Source organism: Mycobacterium sp. E740 (assembly GCF_001672895.1).
Classification (GTDB): Bacteria; Actinomycetota; Actinomycetes; order Mycobacteriales; family Mycobacteriaceae; genus Mycobacterium.
Genome location: NZ_LZKP01000161.1, coordinates 12,385 through 35,952 on the forward strand (window position 1 = coordinate 12,385; position 23,568 = coordinate 35,952).

General features: G+C 66.1%; 22 protein-coding genes. 12 read left to right on the forward strand and 10 right to left on the reverse strand.

What is annotated here, in order from left to right; all coding sequences use genetic code 11:
• Window positions 1-2: 2 nt before the first annotated feature.
• From A5663_RS15390 to fabG, 3 genes are read right to left on the reverse strand one after another with little or no spacing between them, the layout of a single operon-like run.
• Window positions 3-1,196: an acyl-CoA dehydrogenase family protein gene (locus A5663_RS15390; RefSeq protein WP_068150673.1), complete on the reverse strand. Its 1,194-nt coding sequence runs from the start codon at window positions 1,194-1,196 to the stop codon at window positions 3-5.
• Entirely contained in the window at window positions 1,193-2,410 is a 1,218-nt protein-coding gene (locus A5663_RS15395) for an acetyl-CoA C-acetyltransferase (RefSeq protein ID WP_068150675.1), read from the reverse strand. The genes A5663_RS15390 and A5663_RS15395 overlap by 4 nt, the downstream gene beginning before the upstream one ends.
• Window positions 2,407-3,147, reverse strand: a complete 741-nt coding sequence (gene fabG / locus A5663_RS15400) for a 3-oxoacyl-ACP reductase FabG (RefSeq protein ID WP_231976799.1) — start codon at window positions 3,145-3,147, stop codon at window positions 2,407-2,409. The genes A5663_RS15395 and fabG overlap by 4 nt, the downstream gene beginning before the upstream one ends.
• A 120-nt stretch (window positions 3,148-3,267) precedes the next feature.
• On the opposite strand from fabG, the gene A5663_RS15405 reads away from it, so the two are divergent.
• Both A5663_RS15405 and A5663_RS15410 read left to right on the forward strand, forming a co-directional pair.
• Window positions 3,268-4,440 (forward strand): acyl-CoA dehydrogenase family protein, encoded by a 1,173-nt coding sequence (locus tag A5663_RS15405; RefSeq protein WP_068150680.1) that lies wholly within the window; start codon window positions 3,268-3,270, stop codon window positions 4,438-4,440.
• Complete coding sequence (locus tag A5663_RS15410) at window positions 4,437-5,252, forward strand: mycofactocin-coupled SDR family oxidoreductase (protein ID WP_068150681.1); 816 nt, start codon at window positions 4,437-4,439, stop codon at window positions 5,250-5,252. Before A5663_RS15405 ends, A5663_RS15410 begins: the two co-directional genes overlap by 4 nt.
• Window positions 5,253-5,274: 22 nt before the next feature.
• Here A5663_RS15410 and A5663_RS15415 read toward each other — a convergent pair whose 3' ends face one another.
• Window positions 5,275-5,727 (reverse strand): MaoC family dehydratase, encoded by a 453-nt coding sequence (locus tag A5663_RS15415; RefSeq protein ID WP_068150817.1) that lies wholly within the window; start codon window positions 5,725-5,727, stop codon window positions 5,275-5,277.
• Between the two features lie 131 nt (window positions 5,728-5,858).
• Here A5663_RS15415 and A5663_RS15420 point away from each other — a divergent pair, with 131 nt between their 5' ends.
• Complete coding sequence (locus tag A5663_RS15420) at window positions 5,859-7,097, forward strand: acyl-CoA dehydrogenase family protein (protein ID WP_068150684.1); 1,239 nt, start codon at window positions 5,859-5,861, stop codon at window positions 7,095-7,097.
• 12 nt (window positions 7,098-7,109) lie between these two features.
• Complete coding sequence (locus A5663_RS15425) at window positions 7,110-8,255, forward strand: acyl-CoA dehydrogenase family protein (protein ID WP_068150688.1); 1,146 nt, start codon at window positions 7,110-7,112, stop codon at window positions 8,253-8,255.
• On the opposite strand, the gene A5663_RS15430 is transcribed toward A5663_RS15425, so the two are convergent.
• The 3 genes from A5663_RS15430 to A5663_RS15440 are packed head-to-tail and all read right to left on the reverse strand — an operon-like array spanning window position 8,232 to window position 11,014.
• Window positions 8,232-8,870, reverse strand: a complete 639-nt coding sequence (locus A5663_RS15430; RefSeq protein ID WP_068150690.1) for a TetR/AcrR family transcriptional regulator — start codon at window positions 8,868-8,870, stop codon at window positions 8,232-8,234. The genes A5663_RS15425 and A5663_RS15430 overlap by 24 nt on opposite strands.
• Before the next feature lie 3 nt (window positions 8,871-8,873).
• Complete coding sequence (locus tag A5663_RS15435; RefSeq protein ID WP_068150693.1) at window positions 8,874-9,965, reverse strand: dihydrodipicolinate reductase; 1,092 nt, start codon at window positions 9,963-9,965, stop codon at window positions 8,874-8,876.
• Window positions 9,962-11,014: a Rieske 2Fe-2S domain-containing protein gene (locus A5663_RS15440; RefSeq protein ID WP_068150696.1), complete on the reverse strand. Its 1,053-nt coding sequence runs from the start codon at window positions 11,012-11,014 to the stop codon at window positions 9,962-9,964. The genes A5663_RS15435 and A5663_RS15440 overlap by 4 nt, the downstream gene beginning before the upstream one ends.
• Window positions 11,015-11,123: 109 nt before the next feature.
• Here A5663_RS15440 and A5663_RS15445 point away from each other — a divergent pair, with 109 nt between their 5' ends.
• Window positions 11,124-12,038, forward strand: coding sequence for a nitronate monooxygenase family protein (locus A5663_RS15445; RefSeq protein ID WP_068150699.1), 915 nt, complete (start codon window positions 11,124-11,126; stop codon window positions 12,036-12,038).
• Window positions 12,039-12,046: 8 nt separating this feature from the next.
• Here A5663_RS15445 and A5663_RS15450 read toward each other — a convergent pair whose 3' ends face one another.
• Complete coding sequence (locus A5663_RS15450; RefSeq protein ID WP_068150704.1) at window positions 12,047-13,369, reverse strand: hypothetical protein; 1,323 nt, start codon at window positions 13,367-13,369, stop codon at window positions 12,047-12,049.
• A gap of 373 nt (window positions 13,370-13,742) precedes the next feature.
• Here A5663_RS15450 and A5663_RS15455 point away from each other — a divergent pair, with 373 nt between their 5' ends.
• The 3 genes from A5663_RS15455 (at window position 13,743) to A5663_RS15465 (ending at window position 17,335) form a co-directional block, all read left to right on the forward strand.
• On the forward strand, window positions 13,743-14,714 hold the full coding sequence (locus A5663_RS15455; RefSeq protein WP_068150706.1) for an enoyl-CoA hydratase/isomerase family protein: 972 nt from the start codon (window positions 13,743-13,745) through the stop codon (window positions 14,712-14,714).
• Between the two features lie 16 nt (window positions 14,715-14,730).
• Window positions 14,731-16,008 (forward strand): hypothetical protein, encoded by a 1,278-nt coding sequence (locus A5663_RS15460; protein WP_369816643.1) that lies wholly within the window; start codon window positions 14,731-14,733, stop codon window positions 16,006-16,008.
• Between the two features lie 139 nt (window positions 16,009-16,147).
• On the forward strand, window positions 16,148-17,335 hold the full coding sequence (locus A5663_RS15465; protein WP_068150824.1) for an NAD(P)/FAD-dependent oxidoreductase: 1,188 nt from the start codon (window positions 16,148-16,150) through the stop codon (window positions 17,333-17,335).
• Here A5663_RS15465 and A5663_RS15470 read toward each other — a convergent pair whose 3' ends face one another.
• Window positions 17,336-17,602, reverse strand: coding sequence for a YdeI/OmpD-associated family protein (locus tag A5663_RS15470; protein ID WP_068150707.1), 267 nt, complete (start codon window positions 17,600-17,602; stop codon window positions 17,336-17,338).
• Window positions 17,603-17,647: 45 nt separating this feature from the next.
• Window positions 17,648-18,286: a TetR/AcrR family transcriptional regulator gene (locus A5663_RS15475; RefSeq protein WP_231976800.1), complete on the reverse strand. Its 639-nt coding sequence runs from the start codon at window positions 18,284-18,286 to the stop codon at window positions 17,648-17,650.
• A 134-nt stretch (window positions 18,287-18,420) separates the two neighbouring features.
• Between A5663_RS15475 and A5663_RS15480 the strand changes: the two genes are divergently transcribed.
• From A5663_RS15480 to A5663_RS15495, 4 genes are all read left to right on the forward strand, one after another.
• Window positions 18,421-19,152, forward strand: a complete 732-nt coding sequence (locus tag A5663_RS15480) for a carboxymuconolactone decarboxylase family protein (protein ID WP_068150827.1) — start codon at window positions 18,421-18,423, stop codon at window positions 19,150-19,152.
• Window positions 19,153-19,154: 2 nt separating this feature from the next.
• Complete coding sequence (locus A5663_RS15485; RefSeq protein ID WP_068150713.1) at window positions 19,155-19,988, forward strand: mycofactocin-coupled SDR family oxidoreductase; 834 nt, start codon at window positions 19,155-19,157, stop codon at window positions 19,986-19,988.
• Window positions 19,985-20,803, forward strand: coding sequence for a mycofactocin-coupled SDR family oxidoreductase (locus A5663_RS15490; RefSeq protein ID WP_068150716.1), 819 nt, complete (start codon window positions 19,985-19,987; stop codon window positions 20,801-20,803). The genes A5663_RS15485 and A5663_RS15490 overlap by 4 nt, the downstream gene beginning before the upstream one ends.
• Before the next feature lie 122 nt (window positions 20,804-20,925).
• Window positions 20,926-23,568 carry an adenylate/guanylate cyclase domain-containing protein gene (locus A5663_RS15495; protein WP_082974174.1) on the forward strand — a complete coding sequence of 881 codons (2,643 nt, stop codon included), beginning with the start codon at window positions 20,926-20,928 and terminating at the stop codon, window positions 23,566-23,568.

A 23,568-nucleotide genomic window follows, 5' to 3' on the forward strand; every position in this document is an offset into this window, starting at 1 on the left:
GATCAGACCTGATAGTCGGCGAGCAGCCGCTTGCTGATGATGTTCTTCTGGATCTCGCTGGTGCCCTCGCCGATGAGCAGGAACGGTGCGTCGCGCATCAACCGCTCGATCTCGTACTCCTTGGAGTAGCCGTAACCGCCGTGAATCCGGAAGCTCTGTTGCGTGACCTCCGAGCAGAACTCGCTCGCCAGGTACTTCGCCATCCCGGCCGCGACGTCGTTGCGCTCCCCGGAGTCCTTCAGCCGTGCCGCGTTGACCATCATCAGGTGCGCGGCCTCGACTTTCGTTGCCATCTCCGCCAATTGGAAGGCAATGGCCTGGTGTTCGGCGATCGGCCTGCCGAACGTCTGTCGCTGCTGGGCGTAGCGCACCGCCAGCTCGAACGCGCGGATGCCGACACCGCAGGCCCGTGCCGACACGTTGACCCGGCCCACCTCGATTCCGTCCATCATCTGGAAGAAGCCTTGCCCGGGCGCGTCGCCGAGAATGTCGCCGGCCTGCGCCCCATAGCCGTCGAAGATCAACTCGGTCGTGTCGATGCCCTTGTACCCGAGCTTGTCGAGCTTGCCGGGAATGGTCAGACCCGGCGCGACTTCCCCGTAGCCGACGGGCTTTTCGACGAGGAACGCGGTCAGGTTGCGATGCGGCTTTTCGGCGCCCTCGTCGGTGCGCACCAGTACTGCGATCAACGTCGACGTGCCGCCGTTGGTCAGCCACATCTTCTGCCCGTCGATCCGGTAGTTGCCGTCGTCGGTGCGGGTGGCGCGCGTGCGGATCGCCGCGACGTCGGAGCCCAGCTCCGGTTCGGACATCGAGAACGCTCCGCGCGTCTCTCCGGTCGCCATTCGCGGCAGGAACCGCTGCTTCTGGGCGTCGGTGCCGTGCTGGCGCAACATGTAGGCGACGATGAAATGCGTGTTCAGCACACCGGATATGCTCATCCAGCCGCGGGCGAGTTCTTCGACGCACAGCGCGTAGGTCAGCAGCGATTCGCCGAGTCCGCCGTACTCCTCGGGGATCATCAGGCCGAACAGGCCCATTTCCCGCATCTGGTCGACGATGGCCTGCGGGTAGGTGTCGGTCTTCTCGTACTCCGGCGCGTTCGGGATGATTTCCTTCTCGACGAACTGGCGCACTGTCGCAAGGATTTCAGTCTGCACCTCGGTGAGGCCGACGGTCTGGGCGAGCTTCGTCATGCGCCGACCCTTTCGAACACCGCCGCCAGTCCCTGTCCGCCGCCGATACACATGGTCTCCAGCCCGTAACGGGCACCGCGCCTTGTCAATTCACGCGCCAGGGTGGCCAGCATGCGGCCACCCGTCGCGCCCACCGGATGCCCGAGCGAGATGCCCGAGCCGTGAACGTTGGTGCGCTCGCGGTCGGCCACGCCGAAGTTCCATTCCCGCATCACCGCAAGCGCCTGCGCGGCGAACGCCTCGTTCAACTCGATCAGATCCATGTCGCCGAGCGTCAGCCCGGCCTTGGCCAGCGCCACCTCTGTCGCAGGTACCGGACCGATGCCCATCACGTTCGGCGCCACCCCGGCCGAACCCCACGACACCAAGCGAACCAGCGGAGTCAGCCCCAGTTCCTCGGCCTTCTCGCGAGTCGTGACCACGCACATCGACGCGGCGTCGTTCTGGCCGCTCGCGTTGCCCGCGGTCACCGTTGCTTCCGGGTCCTGCTTGCCGAGAACGGGTTTCAGCTTCGCCAGTGACTCGACCGAGGTGTCGGGACGCGGGTGCTCGTCGGTGTCGATCAGCTCCTCGCCCTGGCGGTTGCGCACGGTGACCGGCACGATCTCTTCGGCCAGGATGCCGTCCTTCTGGGCGGCGACGGCACGCTGGTGAGACGTCACCGCGAGCTCGTCCTGTTCCTGTCGCGAAATACCGTATTGGCGACGGAGATTCTCCGCCGTCTCGAGCATGCCGCCGGGCACCGGGTGATGCCTGCCGCCCGCGGTGGTGCGGCCGCGCGCCAGCGAGTCGTGCAACATCACGCCGCCGGACTTGGAACCCCATCGGATGTCGGTCGAGTAGAACGTGACATTGCTCATGCTCTCCGCTCCGCCGGCGACCACAACGTCGTTGTCGCCGTTGGCAACCTGCATGCATGCCTGGATGACGGCCTGCAGCCCCGACCCGCACCGTCGGTCGACCTGCATGCCGGGCACGGTCACCGGCAGGCCCGTGTCCAGCGCCACCACTCGCCCGATCGCCGGTGCCTCGCTGCTGGGATAGCAGTGTCCGAGGATCACGTCTTCGATTGCGGCAGCATCGATCCGAGTCCGGTCGAGCAGGCCTTTGAGCGCGGTGACACCGAGGTCGACGGCGCTCATCGACTTGAACATGCCGCCGTAGCGGCCGATCGGTGTGCGTACCGGTTCACAGACGACGGCCTCGCGCGTCATACGTGCCTCCCGCCCGTGACCTCGAGGACGGTGCCGGTCATGTACGACGACAGATCGCTGGCGAGGAACAGCGCCACCTTCGCCACTTCGTCGGGCTCACCGGCCCGGCCCATCGGCACCTCGGCGAGCTTCTGGTCCCAGATGTGCTGTGGCATAGCCTCTGTCATCGCTGAACGGATCAACCCCGGCTGGATCGCGTTGACCCGCACGCCGAGATGCGCCAGCTCCTTGGCGGCGGCTTTCGTCATTCCGACGATGCCCGCCTTGGCCGCCGAGTAGTTCGTCTGCCCGACGAGGCCGACCTTGCCCGAGATCGACGACATGTTGACAATCGCGCCACGCTTGTTCTCGCGCATGATCGGCGCGGCCGCCTTGAGCCCGTTCCACGTGCCCTTCAGGTGCACGGCGATGACCTGGTCGAACTGCTCCTCGGTCATCTTGCGCAGCGTCGCGTCGCGGGTGATGCCTGCGTTGTTCACCATGATGTCCAGGCCGCCGAACCGCTCGACCGCCGCGGCGACGAGTGCCGAGACGTCGTCGGCCTTGGTCACATCGCATCGCACCGCAAGCGCGACCTCAGGACCTCCGAGCCGGCCGGCCGCTTCTTCCGTCGCATCGAGGGCCAGATCGCCCAGCACCACGCGGGCACCCTCGGCGATGAAACGCTCGGCGATCGCAAACCCAAGGCCCTGCGCACCGCCGGTGACGACGGCCGTCTGTCCGGTCAACAACGACACCTGACTCACTCTCCTCGTGGGTAAGGCCCTCCGAGGGCCCGATCGTCGCACATCATATTTCATATATGATCGCGTCCGGTCCCATAGGCGCCGTTCGCGCCAAGAGAAGAGGAGCGCGACTTGACGACGCCCGAAGTCAGCGACGAGGACTTCCAGGAGATCCTGGCGCAGACTCGCCACTTCGTCCGCAACGCGGTCATCCCGCGCGAGCAGGAGATCCTGACCGGCGACGAGGTGCCGCACGACCTGCGCGACCAGGCCAAGAAGATGGGCCTGTTCGGTTATGCGATCCCCCAGGAGTGGGGCGGCCTGGGGCTGAACCTGTCCCAGGACGTCGAATTGGCGATGGAACTCGGCTACACCTCGCTGGCCCTGCGGTCGATGTTCGGCACGAACAACGGCATCGCGGGCCAGGTTCTCGTCGGGTTCGGCACCGACGAGCAGAAGGCGCGCTGGCTCGAGCCGATGGCCACCGGTGACGTCGTCGCGTCGTTCGCGCTGACCGAGCCCGGCGCCGGCTCCAACCCGGCCGGTCTGCGCACGAAAGCCGTTCGCCAAGAAGCGGATTGGGTGATCAACGGACAGAAGCGGTTCATCACCAACGCGCCGACGGCAGACCTGTTCGTCGTCTTCGCCCGCACCCGCCCGGCGAATGCGGACGGCGCCGGAATCGCGGTGTTCCTGGTGCCTGCCGACACCGCGGGCGTCCAGGTCGGCGTCAAGGACGCGAAAATGGGCCAGGAAGGCGCCTGGACTGCCGACGTCAGCTTCGACGACGTACGCGTGCCGGCCGAGGCGCTCGTCGGCGGCAGCGAGGACATCGGCTACCGCGCCGCGATGATCTCGTTGGCGCGCGGACGGGTGCACATCGCCGCGCTGGCCGTCGGGGCCGCGCAGCGTGCGCTCGACGAGTCCGTGGCTTACGCGGCCACCGCAACCCAGGGCGGTACCCCGATCGGCGAATTCCAGCTGGTGCAGGCGATGCTCGCCGACCAGCAGACCGGCGTACTCGCCGGGCGCGCCCTCGTCCGCGACACCGCGCGGCAGTGGGTCAGCGGTGAAGACCGTCGGGTCGCACCGTCCGCGGCGAAGCTGTTCTGCACCGAAATGGCCGGAGACGTAGCCGATCTCGCCGTCCAGATCCACGGCGGCAGCGGCTACATGCGTGAGGTCCCCGTCGAGCGCATCTATCGCGACGTCCGACTCTTGCGGCTCTACGAGGGCACCAGCGAGATACAACGGCTCATCATCGGGACCAACCTCGTCAAGGCCGCACAGCGGGAGCGCGCATGAGGCTCGCGGGCAAGGTCGCGTTCATCACGGGCGCCGCCCGGGGGCAAGGTCGCGCGCACGCGGTCAAGTTGGCCGGTGAGGGCGCTGACATCATCGCGACCGACATCGCCGGAGAACTGCCCGACTGCGTGCCCTACGACCACGCGACCCCGGAGGATCTCGCCGAGACCGCCAAGCTCGTCGAGGCGACCGGTCGGCGCATCCTGACCTCACAGGTGGACGTTCGGGATGCCGACGGCATGAACCGGGCCGTCGCCGAGGGCGTCGCCGCGCTCGGCCGACTCGACGTGATCGTGGCCAACGCGGGCATCTCTCCTCCGCAGGTGTGGGACGAGATCACCCCGCAGGACTTCCGCGACGTGATGGACGTCAATGTGACGGGCGCATGGGCCACCGTGATGGCGGGCGCACGGCACATCATCGACGGCGGTAGCGGCGGATCCATCATCCTGATCAGCTCCGCCGCCGGAATCAAGTTGCAGCCGTTCATGATTCACTACACGGCCAGCAAACACGCGGTCACCGGCATGGCGCGGGCCTTCGCCGCCGAACTCGGCAAGCACTCGATCCGGGTCAACAGCGTGCACCCCGGGCCGGTGAACACTCCGATGGGCTCCGGTGACATGGTCGCCGCGATCGGCAAGGCGATGGAGACCAACCCTCAGCTGGCTAACATGATGACGCCGTTCCTGCCGACCTGGGTCCTGCAGCCCGAGGACGTCGCCGACGTGGTGTGCTGGCTGGCCAGCGACGAGTCGCGGTACGTCACCGCGACGGGCATCTCCGTCGACCAGGGTTCGACCCAGTACTGATCCGCACACCGCGCGGGCGGAGTCAGCGGATGAAGCGGACGATCGACTCCGCGACGGCGGCGGGCTTTTCCGAGCCGTCGATCTCGACGGTCGTCGTCATCGTCGACTGCACCGCGCCGTCGAGCTGATCGATCTTCGTCAGCTCCGCCCTGGCACGAATCCGGCTGCCCACCTTCACCGGCGTGATGAAGCGAACCTTGTTGTAGCCGTAGTTGATTGCCATCGCGACGTTGCCGACCGTGTACAGCTGATGAGAAAAATGCGGCAGCAGTGACAACGTCAGCAGGCCGTGCGCGATCGTCTGGCCGAACGGCCCGCTCGCGGCCTTCTCCGGATCCACGTGGATCCACTGGTGGTCCTCGGTCGCGTCGGCGAACAGGTTGACGCGGTCCTGGGTGACGTCCAGCCAATCGGTGGGGCCGAGCTGGCTGCCCTCGGCCGCGATGAACTCGTCGAGGTCGTTGAACTTCTTCACTGCTTCTCCTTCGTACCGGCTGCTGCGGTCCTCACAGTGCCACAGCGGCGGCCATGGCAGAACCACCCCCGCCCGATCACTTAGTCAACTAGGTTTACTCTGTAGGGCGTCCAGCAGACAGGGGAATCGACATGGACCTCAAGTGGTCGGCGGCCGACACGGCGTTTCGTGACGACGTCCGCAGCTTCCTCGACGAGAAGTTGACTCCGGACCTGCGCCGCGCCGGCCGCCTCATGACCAGCGTGTACGCCGACCACGACGCGAGCATGGAGTGGCAGCGGATCCTGCACGAGCGGGGCTGGGCAGCGCCGGCCTGGCCGGTCGAGTACGGCGGCTGCGACTGGAGCCTCACGCAGCACTACATCTTCAGCCGCGAATCGACGCTCGCGGGCGCGCCCTCGCTGTCGCCGATGGGCATCCGGATGGTGGCCCACGCGCTGATCAAATTCGGCACCGACGCCCAAAAAGAGTTCTTCCTGCCCCGGATACTGACCGGCGAGGTGTTCTTCTGCCAGGGCTACTCCGAACCGGAGGCGGGCTCGGATCTGGCGGCGTTGTCGATGGCGGCCGTCATCGACGAATCGGCCGGTGACCTCATTTGCACCGGCAGCAAGATCTGGACGACGCACGCGCGTGAAGCCAACTGGATGTTCGCGCTGGTACGCACGTCGAGAACCTCGAAGAAGCAGCAGGGCATCACGTTCGTCCTCTTCGAGATGGACTCCCCCGGAATCGAGATCCGCCCGCTGGTGATGACGTCCGGGGAGGAAGTCCAGAATCAGGTCTTCTTCGACGAGGTGCGCGTGCCCAAGGCCAACGTTCTCGGCGAGATCGACGACGGATGGACCGTCGCCAAGTACCTGCTCGAGTTCGAGCGCGGCGGCGGCGCGTCGTCGCCGGCGCTTCAGGTGATGGCCCAGGAGATCGCCACGGTCGCTGCCGGTGAGCCCGGACCCGACGGCGGCCGGCTGATCGACGACCCGGCGTTCGCCCGCAAGCTGGCCGATGCGCGGATCCGCACCGAGGTTCTCGAAATCCTCGAGTACCGCGTGCTCGCGACGGTCGCGCAAGGCAAGAACCCCGGCGCCGCGTCGTCGATGCTCAAAGTGCTGGCAACCGAGTTGAGCCAGGCGATCACCGAACTGGCCATGGAGGCGGCCGGCCCGCGGGGCCGCGTCTACCAACCGCACGCCACCTGCCCCGGCGGGCCGATCGCCGAGTTCGAGCCGCCGGCGGATGGTTATCTCAGCGGGGAGCCTTGGCAGGCCGTCGCGCCGCTGCGCTACTTCAACGACCGGGCCGGCTCGATCTACGCCGGCAGCAACGAGATTCAGCGCAACATCCTTGCCAAAGCAGCGCTCGGACTCTGATGGGGGCATGAGATGGACTTCAACCTGAGCAAGGAACAGGAACTGCTGCGCGACGGCTTGAGCAAGTTCCTCGCGAGCAGATACGACCTGGAGTCGAGCCGCACGGCGGCCAAGACCGGCGCCGGCTGGCAGCCTGAAATCTGGGCCGGCTTCGCCGAGGAGCTCGGCATCCTCGGCGCCGCGTTGCCCGAGGAGGTCGGTGGAATCGGCGGCGGCCCAGTCGAAGTGATGGTCATCGCCGAAGCCCTCGGCCATGCGTTGGTGGTGGAGCCGTACGTGGACACCGCGGTGGTGGCGGCCGGCCTGCTGTGCCGTGCGGGCGGAGACGTGGCATCGGCACTACTGGAGCGCATCGCCGGCGGAACGGCGATAGTCGCGCTCGCGGCGACCGAGGCAGAATCCGGTCACAACTGGGCGCAGGTGACGACGAGCGCTGAACGCGACGGCGACGAGTGGGTGCTGCGGGGGTCGAAGATCGTCGCCGCCAGCGCGCCACTGGCCACCCACTTGCTGATCACCGCGCGCACCGACAGCGGAATATCGCTGTTCGCAGCGGATCTCGAGGCAGCGGCGGATTCGATCAAGGCGCACCACTACCGGACCATCGACGATCGCCGGGCCTCCGACCTCACCTTCGACGGCTTACGACTTCCGGCCGGCGCTCTGCTCGGCGAGGAGGGCCAAGCGTGGCCGTCATTGGCGCAGGCACGAGATGAGGGCGCTGCCGCGGTGTGCTCGGAAGCGGTCGGATGTATGCGAAAGGTGTTGGCGGACACTGTCGAGTACGCCAAACAGCGCCAGCAGTTCGGGCAGCCGATCGGCAGCTTCCAGGCGCTGCAGCACCGGATGGTCGACATGTACATGGAGCTCGAGCAAGCGGTGTCGGCGGTGTACCTGGCCGTGCTGCACCTCGACGCCGAGGCGGACGAGCGCGCACGAGCGGTGTCGGCGGCGAAGGCAACGATCGGTCGGGCGGCGCGCTTCATCGGGCAACAGGCGGTTCAGTTGCACGGCGGGATGGGCATGACCGAGGAGCTCGCGATCGGTCACTACTTCAAGCGGCTCACCGCGCTTCAGTACGAATTCGGTAGCACCGACCACCACGTCGCGCGCTACGCGGAACTGACCAAGACTTCAAGCCCTGCCGTCGAGCTGTAGATCGACGTAGGCCGTGACGACGTCGGTCAGCGCCCGCAACTCCCGGCCGACGTCGACTGGTTCCTCGACCGCCATCCTGGCGACCATCGCGCCCATCAACGTGGTCCAGATCAGGTTGCCCACAGCGTCGGCGTGCCTGCGGTCCAGTCCCTCGGCGACGAAGCGGCCGAGTTTGGTCAGCGTCGAGAACAAGTCCGCCAGGTGGCGCTGGTCCACGTCCGCGCGGTCCGTCCGGGTGGCGATCAGAATCTCCAGTGCCGCAACAGATGTCGGGCTCAGAAACGCGTCTGCGACAGCGGCGATCACCAGTTCGGTGCGGGCACGGCCCGAATGCTCGGCAAGCTTGCTTTCGACGTCGTGCAGACAGGCGACGAGTTGGCCGAATCCCTCGTCGACGACGGCCATCAGCAGGCCGTCCCGATCGCCGAAGTGATACTGCACAACCCCCCATGTCACGCCGGCGCGCTCGGTGATGTGCTTGGCGCTGGCGGCGGCGAATCCTTCCTCCAGGACGCAGCGGACAGTCTCGTCGATGACCGTCGCGCGGGTCCGGTCCGCGCGTAGCTGCTTGCCGTTCGCCGGCCTGCGCGGCGCGACGCTGGCTGACTGGGCCATGCGCTAAGTCTTGAAGCGTCCGGCGAATCCGCGCAGCGGCAGATCGGCGCTGGTGATGAGTCCGGGCGGAGCCGCGACGACCGACCGGATCGCATGCAGGGCAGGCATTCCCGTGACCGTCATGCCGATGGAGGCGAACGATTCCGGATTGGACAGGTCGACGCCGGGCTTGGGGAAGATCATGTGCTTGTTGTAGATGCAGGGGTCACCCTGGATCTGCGTGATGTAACAGCCCTTGATGTCCCAGTGCGGGTCGGTGTGCGGTGTCATCTGCCACTCGAGATGGGTTTCCACCCTGGCCACCCCGTCGACCATGCCCTGGTACTTGATGTAGTTGCCGCCCAGCGACCCCTTGGGCAGCTGATACCACCCGAGGTCGACATCCTTTGTGCAGGCGCCCAATTCGTAGCTGAACTTGACCTCGTCGAGTTGCAGGTCGAAGCAGTCGGCCATCAAGAGCACACTGTCGGCGAACACCCGGGTGTACTTCTCCAGCTTCGCCGGAATCTCCGGGTCGTCGACGGGCAGCCCGTAGCCCACCTCGATCCAGGTGTCTTTCGAGTGGTGACACGACACGTCGACCGACTCGATCGTCGTGATGTTCTCGATCTCGGCGACATCAGCCGAACACACCACGCCGAGAATCTGATTCAACCCGGGATTCATGCCCGTGCCGTAGAACGTGGCACCGCCGCTGCGGCAGGCCTCGTCGAGAAGTTGCGATACCGGATTACCGGACGGGTGCGGATGGTTGGTGTCGCGGTGCCAGCCGGTGATCCAGTCGGCCGTCGTGACGATGTTGATGCCCGCCTCGAGGACCTGGACGTAGAGGTCCTCGTCGGGGAACACGCCGTGGAAGGTCAGCACGTCCGGTTCGGCGGCGATGATCTCCTCGACCGTGCCGGTGGCGGTCACCCCGACCGGACCGATGCCCACGATGTCGCCGGCATCCCGGCCGACCTTCTCGGGCGTGTAGCAGTGCAACCCGACGAGTTCGAGGTCGGGATGCTCGCCGATCCGCTTGATCATCTCGGTGCCGAGGTTCCCGGTCGCGACCTGGAAGACGCGGATGGGTCGGGTGGACGGTGACGTCATTCGGTCGAGCCTTTCTCGGATATCGTTGCCGGACGGGCGGATTCGAGGTCAGCGGCATTGCCGCCGCGGCCGTCGGGATAGAACTGCGTCGCCCACTTGCGCAGCGCGGTGAACCCCTCGTACTCGGCCGTGGCGAGCGCGGGCGGGTCGGAATAGCGCTGATGGGACCAGATGTGCACGTCCTGGGCGAACTGGCGGATGACTTCGGCGCCGAACTCTTCGGCCTTGGTTTCGGCTCGCCGCGGGTCGGAGGCGTCCTTCGGCCGCCCGATGTACACCATGAAGCGGACGTCGCAGGTGCGGTCGTCGACGGGCGTGATCGCCGAGATCGTCCGATTGTCCACCATGCCCCAGCTTTTCGTGACCGCGATGCCCAGCCCGCCGTTGATGGCCTGGACGCCGCTTCTCACGTCGTCGATCGACTGAGTCTCGGCACCTTCGAAGGTGATCGTGAAGTCCACATACGACCACGGCTCGGCGAAGTCGTGCCGTGTGAAGACGGGAACGATCGGAGTCTTGTGGACGAACTTGAAGTGCGCGAAGTCGACTCCGTTCTCCAGCACGTACTGCGGGTGCATCTCGAGACCCTCGCGATACAGGGTCATCTGGGGGAAGTAGTCGGCCGCGCTGCTGCCGTCGGCGAAGCTGGCGAAGACATCCGGGGCGTCGAAGTACGGTGCGGTTCCGTCGATGTCATGCCAGATGTAGATCGACTCGTTGCGTTCCGCCACGGGGTAGCTTCGGATTCGACGTCCACGGTTGGGGCGGTCCTGGTACGGGATGCACACGTTGCGACCGTCGGCGTTCCACTGCCAGCCGTGGAACGGGCATTCGATGACCTCGCCCTCCACGTGCCCGCCGTAGCCGAGGTGCGCGCCGAGATGTTCGCAGTAGGCATCCATCACGACCGCTTGCCCGGATCCGGTTCGCCAGCCGATCATCTCGCGGTCGAAGTACTTCATCCGCCGGACCTCGCCGGGCTTGATGTCGGCCGACCACGCCACCTGGAACCATCCGGTCGGCTTCATCGACAGGGGTGGCTTGGCCATCGACGTCCTCTCCGGCCGCTCGGTACGGTCGGGGAAATCATAGAGCACTCAATGTAAAAATCGCCAGTGCGATTTTCGCCGCTGCTCGACGTGCCGCCAGAATGTCGTCGTGGCCAATCGAATCCAGTCGCTTCTCGGCGTCGACTTTCCCGTGGTTCAGGCGCCGATGACCTACATCGCGCGGGCCGAGCTCGCTGCGGCGGTGTCGCAGGCCGGCGGTTTGGGCATGATCGAGACGCTCACCGACGAGGGACGCGCCGATTTGCTACGGGTCCGGGACCTCACCGACAAGCCCGTGGCCGCCAACCTGATGATCCAGGGCTGGAAGGCGGACCCGTCGATCGTCGACATCCTGGTCGAGGCCGGCGTGCGTCACGTTTTCACGTCGGCGGGTGATCCCGCCTTGTTCACCGAACGCCTGCATGACGCCGGGATGACGGTCGTGCACGTCGTCGGGTCGCTGCGGGGCGCGCGCAAAGCGTTCGACGCCGGCGTCGACGCGCTCGTGGTCGAGGGTGTGGAGGGCGGCGGGTTCAAGTCGCTGCTCGGCGCCTCGACCATGGTGCTGCTTCCGCTGGTCGCCGAGAACGTCGACCTGCCGATCATCGCGGCGGGCGGAATGTGCGACGCCCGGTCGGCCGCAGCGGCGCTGGTGCTCGGGGCCGAGGGCGTTCAGATGGGCACCCGGATGCTGGCCAGTGTCGAATCCGCCGTCCACGCGAACTTCAAGGACGCGATCGTCACGGCCGACGATGCCGGCACCGTGATGCTCGACGTTCCAGGCAATCCGACCATGAGGGTGTTGCGTACCGGGCTGGCCGCGCGGGTGGCGGCCGACGACCCGGGCGCCCGGTTGCTGGGCAAGGTCACCGAGTTGTACTTCGACGGCGATATGGAGGCCAGCGTGGCCAACACCGGTCAGGTGTCGTCGCGCATCCGCGATCTGCTACCGGTCGCCGAGATCGTGCAGCGCACGTGGACGGAGATCGAGACGGCCTTGGCAGCCGGCCAGTCGAGAATCTAGTCGCGGGCTCAGGCGACGCGTTCGACCTTGGGCGCCGATCGCGACACGTCCGGGCAGACGGCCCGTTTGGTGCGCGGTCCCCGGGCTCGCTGACGCAGAGCGACCATCGACCCGGAGCGGACGACCCCCAACGGGCCGGAACCGGCGAACCGCGTGATGCCGGAGGCCCGCAACGCCAACCCGGCTTTCGCCTGGCGGTAGCCCACCCGGATGCCCGCTGCGGCGACGACGAGCAGGGCGCCGAGGCCGGGCAACGCCACTGCGGCCAGCGCCGTCAGCGACGCCGGTACCAGGACCGCGTCGATGACGTGATCGAAGATCGACTTCGCACTCGTCGGGGTGGCGGTTTTCAGCGGCACGGTGCCCGAGACCGACAGCGGTTGGTTCAGACCGGCGGCGGCGACCTTGCCGAGCGAGGGGTGCGGCGCCATGGTGCCGAAAAGCGAGGTGCTGGGAGCCGAAACCGGCGCCGGCGGCACCTGGACGGCGAGCGGTCCGATCATCGGCGCGTCGGCGGCAGCGTGCACCGTCACGGCGTCCAGCGCCCCACCGCCGCCGATCAGCGGTGCGACCGGACCGGTGGAAGGCCGAACTCCGAGCAGGGCGTAGAGATCACCAGACGCTTGGGTGACCGCCTTGGTCATCGTCGTCAGCATGGCCTCCACCGAAGCGATCGCGTCGCGGACCGGCGTCCGCGACGTCTGCAGCGCGCCGAGCGTTTGCGGCACCGAGCTCAACACGTCGGTGAACGTGGTGACCACATTCGTGACCGGCTGCAACGCCCCGGGCGCGGGTGGCATGCTCTTGGCCGCCGGTGCCGTTGCCGCCGGTGTGGCGACCGGGGTCGTCGATGTAGTGCCCGAGGAGTATGCGGTCGCCGAGGGGGTGGCCGACGGCGTCGCCGCGGGCGTGGCGGCCGCCGGTGTCACCGGAGCCTCGGTGCTGGGCGCCGTCTGCTCGGCGGCGGAGGCGGTTTCCTGGCCGGTGGCGCTCGACTCAACCTCGTCGGACGCAGTGCCTTGCTTGTCGCCGACCCGGGTCGACGGCGTCAGCCGATCACGGGTCCCGCTCAGTCGCGGGACAGACAGCCGTGGGATGGACAGCCTGATTCTCGGACCCTGTGTTGCGCCCGGGCCGGTCTTCGCCTGGGTATTGGTGCTGCTCGAGGTGGTTGCGCTGGATGTGCCGGCACTCTGGGTGCCCCCTGAGGTGCCCTGGCTCGATCCGCCCGTCCCGCCGCCGGCGCTGCCGCCGGAATCGGAGTCCGCAGCCGCGATCGCGCCGGCGCCGAACATCAGTCCGGCAGCTAGCACACAGGCACCCGCGGTCATGCGCAAAGGCGACGTACGAATGATCGTTCTCCGTCCGAAAAGAGAACCCTCGTCGGAGGGTTCAGGAGGGATTGTCGCACAAAAAACGGCTGGGCAATACAGCGATATCGGGGCGCTCCTCGAACAGCTCGCCGGCGAAGTTTGCCAATGTCGGAGCGTCGGCTCTCGCGCACGTCGTTTTAAGCGGACAGTACAAACAGTCCGGCTGCCGCCGCGCGCTGACAGACTGTCCACCAGCCAGTGACGCGTGGTCATCGTTTCGCGTCGATTCCGGCGGGAGGCAAAGCCGGCGGCGGTCTTCGCTTTGGACGAAACCGGCTGTGCTACAAGCATTTGACCACTCGTGGTGAGAGGTTCTGAAAGGAGAACGGGCGTGCCAGATCACGACTATGAGGAGATGAAGCGCGAAGCCGAACAGCACATCAGGTTCGAGAAGGACAGAACGAACCGGATCGCCTACATCACGTTGAACCGTCCCGAGGCCCAGAACTCGACCACCATGGGCATGCGCCAGCTGTATGCGGACATGATCCACAAGTGCAATGTCGACGACGACGTCAAGGTCGTCGTGATCCGCGGTGAGGGCGAGGACTTCGGCAGCGGCGGGGACCTGCCCGAGCAACGCGACATGCTGGAGAACCCCGGCATGCCGCTGCTGCACGAACTCGCGATCAACGACGACGACGTCCGGTACCCCCCGGGCGGCTCGTACCGCTACCTGTCCACGGTGACCGACTTCTACGCCAAGGCCCGCGCCGGAAACCGGCCGCTGCAAGAGCTGCGCAAGATCAGCATCATCGAGGCCAAGGGGTACTGCTACGGCTGGCACTTCTACCAGGCCGGCGACGCCGATCTGGTGATCTCCTCCGACGACGCGCTCTTCGGCCATCCGGCCTTCCGCTATGTCGGCTGGGGGCCACGGCTGTGGTGGTGGGCAGAGACCATGGGGCTGCGAAAGTTCTCCGAGATGCTGTTCACTGGGCGACCCTTCAGCGCGCAGGAGATGTACGACTGCGGCTTCCTCAACAGCGTGGTGCCGAGGGACAATCTCGAAGCCGAGACCGAGAAGTATGCGCTGGCGTGCTCGAAGTCGCGCCCCACCGACACCGTCGCGGTGCAGAAGACCTTTCTCGAGCTCTACAAACAGCACAAGGGCGAGTACTTCGGCAGCCTGCTGACCGGCATGGTCGAAGGGATGTTGCCGCTCATCCAGAACGATCAGCGAAACGACGTCGACCTCACCGAGGGCACCTTCGAGAAGGGGCTCAACAACGTCGTCAAGGACAACGACCTGAACTTCCCGCCGGAATGGCGACTGAGCCGGTCGGGCCGCAACAAGCCCTGATCTGCGAGTGGCGCCGGTGAAGGTCGACGCGGTCCGTGGGGACACCACCGGCCTGTCGTTCCCCACGCATGCGGAAGCCCTCCTGGCATCCGGGACCGGCTTTCTCACCGAGGCGTTCCGCACCTTCGGCGCGCTGGCGCACGACAACGAAGTCGTCGCGATCGACCATTTCGAGGAGGTGTCCGGCGGCAGCACCGGCCGCAAGGCAGTGCTGACCGTCCGATACGCCAGACCGGACGACGGCGTCGCGACCGACCTGTTCGTCAAGTTCTCCCGCGATTTCGACGATGCGGTGCGCGATGCCGGCCGCCAGCAGATGCAGGCCGAGACACGCTTCGCAGCGCTCACCCGCGCGCCGGGATTCCCCATCGCTGTGCCGGTCACGCAGTTCGCCGACTTCCATCGGGAAACGGGCACCGGACTGCTGCTCAGTGAACGAATCGCTTTCGGGCACATGGGTATCGAGCCCCAGTACCACAAGTGCCTCGACTACGAGATGCCCGATCAGGCGGGACACTACCGAGCGTTGCTGACTGCGGTGGCCCGGTTGGCGGGCACGGAACGCTCGGGCCGGTTGCCCGCCGACCTGGTCGCGCAGTTCCCGCTGGACTTGCAGGCCGCGACGGTGGGCCAACGGCCCGTTTTCACCGCCGAACAACTCGACCGTCGACTGGGCCGGCTCGCCGAGTTCGTGCGAGGCCACCCCGGCCTGTTCCCCCAGAACGTCCGATCTGCGCGGTTTCTCTCACGGTTGGGTGCGGAGGCCGGGGAGTTGTTGCGACGGGAAGCCGACGTGTGGCGGCAGCTGGCCGATGACGTCGACTACCTCGCGCTGTGCCACTGGAACGCAAACGTCGACAACGCATGGTTCTGGCGCGGCGACGGCGGAGAGTTGCAGTGTGGGCTGATGGACTGGGGATGTGTCAGCCGGATGAACGTGGCGATGGCGGTCTGGGGCTCGTTGTCCGGTGCTGAAACATGGCTCTGGGACTGCCATCTCGATGAGCTTCTCGAGACGTTCTGCGAGGAGATGGCCGCTCGCGGTGGGCCTGCGCTCGCGGCGGCGACGATCGAACGCGACCTGGTGTTGTACGCGACGCTGATGGGCGCCACGTGGCTGCTCGACGTGCCGGCACTCATTCGCACGCGGCTCCCGGATGCCGGACCGCACACCACGCGAAGCGATCCGCGAATCAAAGGCGACGAAGGCGTGCGGGCGCCGCTGCAGATGCTGACCAACGTGCTGAATGTGTGGGAGACGCGCGGGATGGCGGCGAAACTGGCCGACCTCTAGCCGGGAGGCCGAGTGTCGGGTCGACCGACGGTGCCGCCGCACGATGCGTCGAGCAACCCGACACTCGCCCTTCTCCCCTTGCCCCTTGTCCCCCGGCCCCGCAAAGCCCGAACCGAGAACGAGGACACGCGCGTCAGGCATCGCACTATCGTCACGCTTTGCGGGGCTGTGGGCGGCGCTGGGTGCGGCGCGACGGCTCGATGAGCTAGGCGCGGAGAACGCGGTAGAGGTGACCGTCGTCAGCCGCCAGCCGTATCACGACATCCGGGTCCGCAACTACGAGGCTGACCTGACGGAGTGCCGAATTCCGTTGAGCGAGCTATTGGATCCGGTAGGAATCGGGCACATCGTGGGCCAGGTGACCGGCATCGACGCGTCGACCGCGACCGTGCGCATGGCCGACGGCGCGACTCTTCGCTACGACCGCTTGGTGGTGGCCACCGGGAGCCGCGTGGTGAAACCGGACATCCCGGGCCTGGCGGAGTTCGGGTTCGACGTGGACACCTACGACGCGGCGGTGCGGTTGCAGAACCACATCGGCGGATTGGGGCGCGACGATGCGGCGTCGGCGACGGCTGTCGTCGTCGGGGCAGGACTCACCGGGATCGAGACCGCCAGCGAGTTGCCGGGGATGCTTGCCGACGCGCTCGGCCCCCAGGTGAAGCCGCGCGTTGTCCTCGTGGACCACAATGCACTCGTCGGATCGGACATGGGCGCCTCGGCGCGACCGGTGATCGAGAAAGCATTGGCGGACAACGGGATTGAGGCGGTCACTAGCGCGGCTGTCACGGCGGTCGGCGAGCGGAGCGTCGCACTGTCGACCGGCGACGTCATCAGCGCCGCCACCGTGGTGTGGTGCGCCGGAATGCGGGCAAGCCGGCTGACCGAACAGTTGGGGGTGACGTGTGACCGGTTAGGACGCCTGCCCGTCGACGACTATCTGCGTGTCGAGGGTGTCGAGAAGGTGTTCGCCGCCGGCGACGTGGCATCGGCGCGAATGGACGACGAGCACATGTCGGTGATGTCTTGTCAGCACGGCAGACCGATGGGGCGCTACGCGGGATACAACGTGATCAGCGATCTGGTGGGCGAACCCATGCTGGCGCTCCGAATCCCCTGGTATGTCACGGTTCTGGACCTGGGTCCGGCGGGTGCGGTCTACACCGAAGGTTGGGACCGCCGTGTTGTCGCCACCGGTGCGGCCGCCAAGGCGACGAAGCGGACGATCAACGGTAGGCGGATCTACCCGCCCCGCACCGGGGACCGCGCCGCGCTGCTCGCCGCGGCGGCCCCGGAGCTGCAATCGGCGCCGGCGCACGAGCAATAGCTACTTTCCGGTGCGCTCGCGGTGTTTGCACCCGGGCCAGCAGCAGGGACGTCGCTTACCCTCTTCGAGTTCCTCTTGAGTCCGGCGGATGCGGCGCTCGCGGGTCTTGTCCTGCTTGGCGTCCTCCACCCAGCAGATGAACTCGTTGCGGGCCAGCGGCGTGATGTCGTTCCAGGCGGCCAACGCGGTGTCGTTGGAGACCAGAGCGTTGCGTAGATCGGTCGGCAGCTTGTGCACCACACCACCGGGCACTCGCGGGCTACTCATAGCCCAACGATAAACGATCCCGCGGCGTCAACCGGCGCGCTCCGGTCAGGGCAGGGCACGAAGATTCGACGGTTCTTTCTTTGCGCCCTTCAGCGCAACGAGTGTCGCGTCGGAGGGCATCGCCGTCAGCAGCGCAACGAACGCGTCGAGAAGAGAACTGACGTGTACCGCGTAGGACATGACCGGTACGCCGAACACAAGAGCACGGTGCCGATCGGCGCACGCATGCACGCACAGGGCAGAAACCTGATGAATCCGATTGTCGCGCAACGGTTGCGGGACATGATCGATGAGAGCCCCGACCTTGTCCACATACGTCTGATGTGACTCTTGATGCGTTTCGGGCAATGCCGCCAGCGGACTCACCGTGGAGTCGTAGCGCAGGAGCTGTTCGAGAAAGGGCAGATAGAAGCAGGTTTCGTCTTCGGCGAGTTCGATCAGCGGAAGTTGATGCGCTTCGACCACTGCCCTTAAGTCATCGCGCGGTCTGCTCGCTTCGAGGAGTCGCCGGCGCCGCGTCAATTGTTCGAGCCGGTTGAGCAGGATCGCGTGCACGAGTCCGTCTTTGGAACCGAAGTGATACTGCACCGCCGACTTGTTGGCCATGCCTGCCTCGTAGCCGATCTGGCGTAGCCCGACGCCGTCGAGTCCGTGTTGGGCGAAGAGCCGTTCGGCGGTCAGCACGAGCTGCTGTTTCGCTGACGGACGCACTGAAGCGGGCGCGGGGTCGGACATGCCGCCAGAATTTCACACTGGACGGATTAAGTCCATCGCCTTACTATTCAGTCGTTCGCCTTCAAGCAGGAAGAGTGATGCCGATGGCTGCCGACGATCCGTCTCTCGATGTGATGGTCAGTGACCCGGTTGTGGGCCCGGTGTGGGACCGGCCGGGCTTGAGCCGGAGAGACCGTCGATTCGTCACGCTGACCTGTGTCTGCGCTCTCGACGACGTCGATCGCATGAACGAGCACATGTACGCCGCGCTGGCCAGCGGCGACATCGGCTACGAGGAACTTCTCGAGTTCGTACTCCAGTTCGCGGTGTATTGCGGTTGGCCGCGAGCTTCGGAAGCCGAGGGCGCAGCACGAAGTCAGTTCGCGCGGTTGGCCGCCGAACGGGGCGAAGACGTCGCTGCGCGCCCTGATCTCCCTCTGGACTCGCTTGGGCCGACCGACCACGAAGTTCGTCTCTCGGAAGGCGAGAAGTGCTTCGTCGACGTGAACCTGCTGCCCGCTCCCCCGCGAGACTCGCCTTACTTTCACGCCGGCATTTTGGCCTTCGTCTTCGGCCACCTGTGGCAACGTCCGAACCTCGGCCGGCGCGAGCGTCGCCTCATCACCGTGGCCGCCGTCGGTGTGGCCGGTGCGCTCGGCCCGATCTATTCCCACGTCGGGTCGGCGTTGGAGTCAGGCGACATCAGTCGCACCGAGATGAACGAAGTCATCCAGCAATTCACCGCTTACAGCGGTGTGTCCAAGGGCCGTGTCCTGCAGAAGGCCGCCGACGAATCGTGGCAGCGGATCTCCGCTGACAGCGCGGAAGGAAGATAGCAGTGTCGAAATCGCTTGACGGCAAGGTCGCCTTCATCACCGGGGTCGCCCGTGGTCAGGGCAGAAGCCACGCGGTGCGGTTGGCCCGAGAGGGCGCCGACATCATCGGGATAGACATCTGCGCCGATATCCCGGCGAACCACTATCCGATGGCGTCGAGCGCCGAGCTCGACGAAACGATCGATCTGGTCGAACGAGCGGGCGGCAAGATGCTCGGGACCGTCGCCGACGTGCGCGACTTCCATCAGGTCAAGGCGGCGGTCGATGCGGGAGTCGATCAGTTCGGGCGCCTGGACATCGTGCTCGGCAACGCGGGCATCTCGCCCGTGGCGTTCCGCGAGCTGACCATCGAAGAGGAACTCGAACAGTGGCGCGCCGCAATCGGAGTCAATCTCGACGGTGCGTATCACGCTGCGTTCGCAGCGATCCCGCATCTGATCGCGGGCAACCGCGGCGGCGTCATCATTTTCACCAGTTCCACCGCGGGGCTGAAGGGTTTCGGCGGCATTCAGGGTGGCGGTCTCGGTTACGCAGCATCCAAGCACGGGATTGTCGGCTTGATGCGGACCCTGGCTAATGCATTGGCACCCATGAGCATCCGGGTGAACACCGTGCATCCGACCGCGGTGAACACCATGATGGCCGTCAACCCGGCGATGACGGCGTTCCTCGAGAACTACCCTGGCGGCGGTCCACACCTGCAGAACCCGATGCCCGTGGAAATGCTCGAGCCTGAGGACATCAGTGCGGCAATTGCCTATCTGGCGTCCGATGACGCGAAATATGTTACGGGCGTGACCTTTCCGGTTGACGCGGGCTTCTGCAACAAGCTATGAGCAACAACGAGAGCGTCGGCAGAGCAGCCGGCAAGCGTGTGCTGATCACCGGCGCGGCACGCGGCATGGGCCGCAGTCATGCTGTACGACTGGCCAAAGAGGGCGCCGACCTGGTGCTGGTGGACATCTGCGAACCCATCTGTGGCCTCGACTACCCACTGGCCACTGAAGCTGATCTGGACGAAACGGCCCGTCTCGTTCGAGAGCGTGGCCGCACCGCGATCACCCGCGTCGCCGACGTGCGTGACGAGCAGGTGTTGAAGTCGGCGGTCGACAGCGCGGCGGCGGAGTTGGGCGGACTCGATGCGGCCGTCGCCAATGCCGGGGTCCTGACCGTGGGCACGTGGGATGTGACCACCGCCGAGCAGTGGCGTCTGGTCCTCGATGTCAACCTGATCGGCGCATGGAACACGTGCGCGGCGACGATCCCATATCTGCTCGAGCAGGGCGGCGGGAGTCTGGTGAACATCAGCTCGTCGGCCGGGATCAAAGGCACTCCCCTGCATGTGCCATACACCGCATCCAAACACGGCATCGTCGGAATGATGCTGGCTCTCGCCAATGAGCTTGCCTCCGAGAACATCCGGGTCAACACAGTTCACCCGACGGGCGTGGCGACCGGGATGGCGCCGCCGACGTTGCACGAACACGTCGCGGCCAGAGCGGATCTTGTCCCGATATTCCTGAACGCGTTGCCCGCGCCGCTGATCGAAGCCGTCGACGTGAGCAATGCGGTTCTGTATCTCGTTTCGGATGAATCCAGATACGTCACCGGACTCGAGTTCAAGGTCGACGCCGGCGTGACCATCAGGTAGGCGCCGCACCGCGACGGCGTCCCTGCCGCTACGGCGCAGACTTCGGCCCTGAATGGCGGTGTGAACAGGGCGTTGTGTGGCATCCTTTGCGAGTGGCCGCGGGGGCGCCGCCTACAGGCGTCGTGACCTTCCTGTTCACCGACGTGGAGGGCTCAACCCGTCGGTGGGAAGCCAACGCCGATGAGATGCGAGCGGCGCTGGCCGCCCACGATCACGTGTTGCGCAACGCGATCGCGGTGCATGAGGGCTGGCTGTTCAAGCACACCGGTGATGGTGTGTGCGCTGCCTTCGCCTCACCCCGATCCGCGGTGGATGCGGCGGTGAGCGCGCAGCGGGAGCTGAAGCTGCCGGTGCGGATGGGCATCGCAACCGGCGAAGCCGAACCGCGCGACGGGGACTACTTCGGTGCGGTGCTCAACCGGGCCGCGCGGGTGATGGCCGCCGGCCATGGCGGTCAGATTTTGGTGGCCGACTCGACAGCTGGTCTGCTCAGTGGAGTCGACCTCGTCGATCTCGGGCGACGGCGGTTACGTGACGTGGCGGTGCCCGTCGGGATGTTCCAGGTGCGAGCTGCGGGCTTGGACACGGAATTTCCTCCGTTACGGGCGCTCGACACAACGCGCGGAAATCTGCGGCCTGTCACCACCAGCTTGCTCGGGCGTGACTCCGATGTCGACGAGATCGCACTGGCTGTCAAGGCGCATCGGTTGGTGACGCTGACCGGTGTGGGTGGTGTCGGCAAGACCCGTCTGGCGGTGGAAGTCGCAGCGCGGCTGACCGATGAATTTCCTGATGGCCTCTGGCTTTTCGAATTGGCAGCGGTAACCGATCCGGCGGCTGTGCCCGATGCGGTGGCAGCGGTGCTCGGCGTCACCCAGCAACCGGGCAAGACCGTCGCTGAGTCAGTGGCGGCTGCGTTGGAGGGCCGGGTCCGGCTGTTGGTGATCGACAACTGCGAGCATGTCCTCGACGCAGCCGCCGACCTGATCGAAGCCGTGCTCGCGCACTCGGCGACAGTACGAATCCTCGCCACCAGCCGCGAGGGACTCGGCCTCCCGGGAGAGAGTATTCGGCCGGTGCGGTCTTTGGACACAACGGGAATCGATTCCGCAGCAGTGAGTTTGTTCCTTCAACGTGCGAAGGACATCGGGCCGGGCTCATGGATGGCTGACGGCGATGAAGCCACCGCAGTCATCGAGATCTGTCAGCGCCTGGATGGAATCCCGTTGGCCATCGAACTGGCCGCTTCTCGGATGTCGTCGATGACCGCCAGCGAGATGCGTGATCGGCTCGATCACCGGTTCCGGCTACTGGTCGGCTCGCGGCGCGGGTTGGAACGCCACCACACGCTGCGCCACGCCGTGGCATGGTCCTATGACCTGCTCGCCGACGCCGAAAAGACTGTTCTGGAACGCTGTTCGGTCTTCGCCGGCGGGTTCGACCTCCAGAGCGCCTGCGCCGTAGCCGGATCGGACGACCGCGACGAGTACGCGATCCTCGAAGTACTCGACGCGCTGGTGCGCAAATCGCTGATGCTCGCCGTGCGGTCGGGCGGGCGGACCCGGTACGCGATGCTGGAAACGATCCGTCAGTTCGCCGAGGAACAACTCGTCACATCCGGCGCGGGAGAAGCGGTCCGGATAGCACACGCCCGCTACTACGCCGGCCGCGAAACCGACGTCATGGACCTGTGGGACAGCCCGCGCCAAAGCGAGGCATACGACTGGTTCACAGTCGAAATGGCCAACCTGCGCACCGCGTTCCGGTGGGCCGCCGATCATGGCGACCTGGACGCCGCCGCCGCCATCGCTGCGTATGCGGGACTTTTTGGTCCGTTTTTGGAGAACTATGAACCGATAGCTTGGGCCGAGGAGCTGATTGAGCCCGCCCATGCAGTCGGCCATCCGCGCCTTGCTGCCATTTGCGTGGGGGCGTCGCTGTGCGTTCTCGTAGGACGTTTCGAAGAGGCTGTGCATTACAGCGAGATCGGTCAGGGAGTGATCGCCGCTGCCCCCGACAAGGTGGCGACCATTGCTGCGCCATTTCTCGCCAGCGCCTACTTATTCGTAGGCCAGCCCGAACGATATGTCGGGCTGTGCCGCGACTTGCTGGCGCGCGGCGGAGACGCCGATACATTGGTCTGGGCCAATCTGGTGTTCGCCTTGGCCGCCGCTGGTTGGACCGACGAGGCGAGGGTGACCGCCGATGGCCTCACCGACGCCGCCGAAGCGCTCGGCAATCCGTGGGTGATTGCGTATTCCCATTTCGCGTGGGGGTTTGCTTTCCGCGACATTGATTCGGCTCGCGCGCTCGAGGCATTTCGCCGCGGTGTGGACGTCTCGCGGGGCAGTGGCAACCGATTCCTCGAGACGCAGTTCGCGTACTGGATGTGCGGACTCGAGGCCGAGCACGGGGAACCAGTAGCGACGTTGGATTCCCTCGCCGTAGCCATCCGCAAGAACCACGAGTCGGGCAACATCGGCATGTTGCATAATCCGCTGGCTACCTTGGCCATTGCGCTCGACCGGCTCGGCCGGCACGAACCGGCGGCCACTATCGCCGGATTCGCTGCGGTAAATCCCATGGTCGCGGTGTCTCTTCCGGAACTGGCAGCACTGACAACACAGTTACGCGAGCTCCTCGGTGACCAGACTTACGAATCGCTCGCGCACCGAGGCGAGGCAATGAGCGTCGCCGCCATGGCGGCATACGCCTTCGACCAAATCGACCATGCCAGAACAGCATTGACCGCTGTCCCGGAATAG

Excerpts from the sequence above, each read along its gene's own strand:
- A5663_RS15435 (WP_068150693.1), bottom strand. The coding sequence starts at position 9,965 with ATGACGTCACCGTCCACCCGACCCATCCGCGTCTTCCAGGTCGCGACC.
- A5663_RS15450 (WP_068150704.1), bottom strand. The coding sequence starts at position 13,369 with ATGACCGCGGGTGCCTGTGTGCTAGCTGCCGGACTGATGTTCGGCGCC.
- A5663_RS15390 (WP_068150673.1), bottom strand. The coding sequence starts at position 1,196 with ATGACGAAGCTCGCCCAGACCGTCGGCCTCACCGAGGTGCAGACTGAA.
- A5663_RS15490 (WP_068150716.1), top strand. The coding sequence starts at position 19,985 with ATGAGCAACAACGAGAGCGTCGGCAGAGCAGCCGGCAAGCGTGTGCTG.
- A5663_RS15425 (WP_068150688.1), top strand. The coding sequence starts at position 7,110 with ATGGACTTCAACCTGAGCAAGGAACAGGAACTGCTGCGCGACGGCTTG.
- A5663_RS15395 (WP_068150675.1), bottom strand. The coding sequence starts at position 2,410 with ATGACGCGCGAGGCCGTCGTCTGTGAACCGGTACGCACACCGATCGGC.
- A5663_RS15410 (WP_068150681.1), top strand. The coding sequence starts at position 4,437 with ATGAGGCTCGCGGGCAAGGTCGCGTTCATCACGGGCGCCGCCCGGGGG.
- A5663_RS15480 (WP_068150827.1), top strand. The coding sequence starts at position 18,421 with ATGGCTGCCGACGATCCGTCTCTCGATGTGATGGTCAGTGACCCGGTT.
- A5663_RS15430 (WP_068150690.1), bottom strand. The coding sequence starts at position 8,870 with ATGGCCCAGTCAGCCAGCGTCGCGCCGCGCAGGCCGGCGAACGGCAAG.
- A5663_RS15470 (WP_068150707.1), bottom strand. The coding sequence starts at position 17,602 with ATGAGTAGCCCGCGAGTGCCCGGTGGTGTGGTGCACAAGCTGCCGACC.
- A5663_RS15420 (WP_068150684.1), top strand. The coding sequence starts at position 5,859 with ATGGACCTCAAGTGGTCGGCGGCCGACACGGCGTTTCGTGACGACGTC.
- A5663_RS15440 (WP_068150696.1), bottom strand. The coding sequence starts at position 11,014 with ATGGCCAAGCCACCCCTGTCGATGAAGCCGACCGGATGGTTCCAGGTG.